This is a genomic window from Paenibacillus sp. 01L418 (genome assembly GCF_056400045.1).
This window is the reverse complement of sequence record NZ_JBFTSN010000472.1, coordinates 1-4,553: the sequence shown is the minus strand read 5'-3', so window position 1 is coordinate 4,553 and position 4,553 is coordinate 1. Positions and strand designations below refer to the sequence as shown.

General features: G+C 43.7%; 6 protein-coding genes. All 6 read left to right on the top strand.

The genetic code is table 11. The features are described 5' to 3' along the window. Window positions 1–9 precede the first annotated feature (9 nt). The 6 genes from rpsB to AC1DSE_RS30625 all read left to right on the top strand — a co-directional run bounded on the left by rpsB (window position 10) and on the right by AC1DSE_RS30625 (window position 4,538). The gene (gene rpsB, locus AC1DSE_RS30650) at window positions 10–708 is read left to right on the top strand and encodes a 30S ribosomal protein S2 (protein ID WP_054028957.1); all 699 of its coding nucleotides are present in this window, start codon (window positions 10–12) and stop codon (window positions 706–708) included. Window positions 709–829: 121 nt separating this feature from the next. Continuing rightward, the gene (gene tsf, locus AC1DSE_RS30645) at window positions 830–1,504 is read left to right on the top strand and encodes a translation elongation factor Ts (protein ID WP_339208950.1); all 675 of its coding nucleotides are present in this window, start codon (window positions 830–832) and stop codon (window positions 1,502–1,504) included. Between the two features lie 103 nt (window positions 1,505–1,607). Then, a complete protein-coding gene (gene pyrH, locus AC1DSE_RS30640; protein ID WP_053377774.1) occupies window positions 1,608–2,336 on the top strand; it encodes a UMP kinase in 729 nt (242 codons plus the stop codon). Continuing rightward, a complete protein-coding gene (gene frr, locus AC1DSE_RS30635; RefSeq protein WP_339208952.1) occupies window positions 2,336–2,890 on the top strand; it encodes a ribosome recycling factor in 555 nt (184 codons plus the stop codon). Before pyrH ends, frr begins: the two co-directional genes overlap by 1 nt. A 61-nt stretch (window positions 2,891–2,951) precedes the next feature. Beyond that, a complete protein-coding gene (locus AC1DSE_RS30630) occupies window positions 2,952–3,716 on the top strand; it encodes an isoprenyl transferase (RefSeq protein WP_076269177.1) in 765 nt (254 codons plus the stop codon). A 27-nt stretch (window positions 3,717–3,743) separates the two neighbouring features. Further along, window positions 3,744–4,538, top strand: a complete 795-nt coding sequence (locus AC1DSE_RS30625; protein WP_430054928.1) for a phosphatidate cytidylyltransferase — start codon at window positions 3,744–3,746, stop codon at window positions 4,536–4,538. Window positions 4,539–4,553: the final 15 nt, after the last annotated feature.

Here is a 4,553-nt window from a genome sequence, read left to right as displayed (position 1 = left end):
GTTGGAGAAATGGCGGTTATTTCCATGAAACAGCTACTAGAAGCTGGGGTACACTTCGGTCATCAGACTCGTCGTTGGAACCCGAAGATGGATCGTTATATCTTCACAGAAAGAAACGGGATTTACATTATTGATTTGCAAAAAACGGTGAAAAAAGTTGACGAAGCGTACAACTTTGTTAAATCGATCGCTGCAGACGGCGGCACTATGCTGTTCGTAGGTACGAAAAAACAAGCTCAAGATTCCGTTAAAGAAGAAGCAGAGCGTTGCGGCAACTTCTACATCAACCAACGTTGGTTGGGCGGTACTTTGACTAACTTCCAAACGATTCAAAAACGTATTGATCGTTTGAAACAACTTGAAAAATGGGCTGAAGACGGCACTTTCGAGGTTCTACCTAAGAAAGAAGTTATCATCCTTAACAAAGAAAAAGACCGTTTGGAAAAATTCCTTGGCGGTATTAAAGGAATGAAAGGTTTGCCAAGCGCGTTGTTCATTATCGACCCACGCAAAGAGCGTATTGCTGTTGCAGAAGCTCGCAAACTTGGTATCCCAATCGTTGGTATCGTTGATACGAACTGTGATCCAGACGAAATTGACTACGTAATCCCAGGTAACGATGATGCAATTCGTGCCGTTAAGTTGTTGACTTCGAAAATGGCTGATGCAATCGTTGAAGCTAACCAAGGCGAACAAACAACGGCTTAATTTAAAGGCTTTAATTAGTCAACAAAGGGTGGTCAGATGGTGATAAACCTCTCACTGCCCTTTTTTTGAATGTAAATCACTAAAAAAAACAATTAATGATTCTCGAAGCTACATAGACTTCGTGAAACCTATAGGAGGGCTTACAATGGCAGTTAGTGCTAGCGCGGTAAAAGAGCTTCGTGAAAGAACTGGAGCTGGAATGCTTGATTGCAAGAAAGCTTTGGACGAAACAAACAATGACGTTGAAAAAGCAATTGCAGTACTTCGTGAAAAAGGTTTGGCGGCAGCAGCAAATAAAGCTGGTCGTATTGCAACCGAAGGCGTAGTTGAATCGTATATTCATGCAGGCGGCCGTATCGGCGTTATCGTTGAAGTAAACTGTGAAACGGATTTCGTTGCAAAAACGGATCAATTCCGTGAGTTTGCAAGAGACGTAGCTATGCAAATCGCTGCAGCTAACCCTAAATTCGTTAGCCGTGACGAGGTTTCTTCTGAAGAGCTTGAAAAAGAGCGCGAAATTTTGAAAGCTCAAGCACTTAACGAAGGCAAGCCTGAAAAAATCGTTGAAAAAATGGTTGAAGGCCGTATCTCGAAATACTACGAAGAGTTCTGTCTTCTTGAGCAATCGTTCATTAAAGACCCAGACAAAACAATCTCCGTATTGCTTAATGAAAAAATCAGCAAAATTGGTGAAAACATTTCCATCCGTCGCTTCGTTCGTTATGAGCTTGGTGAAGGTCTAGAGAAAAAAGTTGACAATTTCGTTGAAGAAGTTATGGCTCAAGTTAAACATTAATCCGAACGCACAGGCGGGGCGGGGCGTCCGCCCCGCCTGCTTGTATGATTAGAACATATTTGAAGGACCTCATTTACTGAGGTGCATGATGGAGGTATTAACGTTGGAGCATCCTGTGTATAAACGTATCGTTTTGAAAGTAAGCGGTGAATCATTGTCTGGTCAGGAAGGTTATGGCATTGAAGCGACGGTCATATCTTCAATTGCTGATCAGGTGAAGGAAGTCGTAGCACTTGGCATAGAAGTGGCCATCGTTGTCGGAGGCGGCAACATTTGGCGTGGAATTGCAGGTTCTGCAAAAGGCATAGACCGTGCAACAGCTGATTACATGGGAATGCTGGCTACTCTTATGAATTCACTTGCACTTCAAGATGCACTGGAACAAATCGATGTACCTACTCGCGTACAAACATCGATCGCGATGCAACAAATCGCTGAACCGTACATCAGACGTCGTGCTATCCGTCATTTGGAAAAAGGACGCGTCGTAATCTTTGCTGCAGGAACTGGTAATCCATTTTTCTCAACAGATACAACAGCAGCGCTTCGCGCAGCTGAGATCGAAGCAGAAGTAATATTAATGGCGAAAAACAAAGTGGATGGCGTATATTCTGCTGATCCATTTAAAGATAGCACAGCTGAGAAATTTGAGGAGCTTACATACCTCGACATGCTTAACCGTAATCTAGGCGTAATGGATTCAACCGCAGCTTCACTTTGCATGGATAATAATATTCCTCTTATCGTATTTGCGATTACAGAGAAAGGGAATATTAAACGCGTCGTGCTGGGTGAGAAAATCGGAACGATAGTGAGAGGAAGTGCGAAATAATGCCACAAGAGCTGAAAAAAAACGCAGAAGAACGTATGGATAAAGCGATTTCCGCGCTAAAACGTGATTTGTCGTCTTTGCGCGCTGGTAAAGCTAATTCATCTTTGCTTGACCGTATTCAAGTGGAATACTACGGCGCAATGACGCCTGTCAATCAACTTGCTAACATCAGTACGCCAGACTCTCGTACGTTGTTCATTCAACCATGGGACAAATCGTCGATGTCGGCAATCGAGAAAGCGATTATGAAATCGGATCTTGGACTGACACCTTCCAATGACGGTGCATCGATTCGTCTTTCTATCCCACCGCTTACAGAAGAGCGCCGGGCAGAGCTTGTGAAAACTTCGAAAAAGCTTGGCGAAGAAGCAAAGGTAGCTATTCGCAATATTCGTCGGGATGCTAACGACAGCGTGAAAAAACTTGAGAAAACAACAATTTCTGAAGATGAATCACGTGGTCACCAAGAGGATATTCAGAAGGCAACTGATAAATTTATTGCTGAAGTAGATAAAGTGCTTGTTGCCAAAGAAAAAGAAATTATGGAAGTATAATAATCTCTGGGCCCCTCCGATAGGTGGGGTTTGGTTTTGATTTCGGTTGGGAGGAAGTAAGATGATCGAGCGACTTTGGGCCAAATTAGGCAAATCGTCCTTACAGCCGACTGATTCTGTGGCCTCAGAAAATGTGCCTGAGCATGTTGCAATTATAATGGATGGGAACGGCCGTTGGGCTAAAGATCGTGGATTGCCACGTATGGCTGGTCATCATTCCGGCATGAAAGCGGTCAAACGTATTACCATTGCAGCGGATCGGTTAGGCGTCAAATATTTGACGTTATATGCGTTTTCAACGGAAAACTGGAAGAGACCTAAAGCTGAAGTGGATTTTCTTATGAAGCTTCCGCAGCAATTTCTTGAAATTGAATTAGAAGAATTGATAGCCAACAACGTGCAGGTTCGCATGATGGGACATAAAGAGGATTTGCCTTCATTTACGATCAGTGCAGTTGAAGAAGCCATTATAAAGACCGCTAACAATACAGGGCTAGTTCTAAACTTTGCCTTAAACTATGGAAGCCGTAAGGAAATGCTTGAAGCTGTGAAAAGCATCGCATCTGAGGTTCAGCAAGGAAATCTTGCAATCGATGATATCGATGATAAAGTAATGGCCGATCGTTTGCTTACAAGTGGATTGCCTGATCCAGATTTGCTCATTCGTACAAGCGGTGAATTGCGATTAAGTAATTTTATGATGTGGCAGCTTGCTTATAGTGAATTGTGGTTTACGGATGTGTATTGGCCTGAATTTACGGAAGCGCATTTTCAAGAAGCGATTTTGGAGTATCAGCGCCGCGCGCGTCGATATGGTGGATTGTAGCTTCAAGCGACGGAGTGTGACTTTTCATTGAGACAACGATTGATTACTGGAATTGTAGCAGGTGCAGGCTTCATAGGTTTAACAATAGCAGGCGGATGGTTATATACAACTCTCCTCGTATTGCTAGCTATTATTGGTTTTACTGAATATGCGCGAATGAATGGTGTAGCATGGTCGCATCCGTCAACTTTGCTCGGATATGCGGGTGTGCTACTGTTTGTGCTACCATGGTCTGATTGGGGTATTGTTATTCCATCTTTCCTGACTATTGTTTGGATGCTGGCCTTCTTGCTGCTTGCCCTAACCGTGATTACCAAAAATAAAACGACAATTGATGGCGCCGCACTTATGTTGCTAGGCGCTTTATATGTAGGTTACGGCTTTTCAGCAATGGGCGAAGCTCGTCAAATTGAGGAGCATGGCCTATTGTGGACGTTTTTGTCCTTTGGCTGTATTTGGGCTTCGGATATCGGTGCTTATTTTACTGGACGAGCCATTGGGAAAACGAAGCTATGGCCTTCAATCAGCCCGAACAAAACGATCGAAGGCGCCTTAGGCGGCGTATTGTTATCCTTAATCGTATCGGCAGTATTCGCACTCACGATGCCCGATTTTATTGATTTGCCAAAAGCTTTGCTAATCGGTTTAATTGCCGCTGTAGCTGGACAGTTTGGGGATTTGATTCAATCTGCTTATAAACGTGTGAGAGATATAAAGGATACAGGTACGCTTCTGCCAGGACATGGCGGAGTGCTTGATCGATGCGATAGCTGGCTAATTGTGTTTCCGCTGTTAGTGCTTACCGGGCTGCTGCCTGTATAAGTCAGGAGGATTTTG

Coding starts and splice junctions, on each gene's coding strand:
- rpsB (WP_054028957.1), top strand. CDS start 10: ATGGCGGTTATTTCCATGAAACAGCTACTAGAAGCTGGGGTACACTTC.
- AC1DSE_RS30630 (WP_076269177.1), top strand. CDS start 2,952: ATGATCGAGCGACTTTGGGCCAAATTAGGCAAATCGTCCTTACAGCCG.
- frr (WP_339208952.1), top strand. CDS start 2,336: ATGCCACAAGAGCTGAAAAAAAACGCAGAAGAACGTATGGATAAAGCG.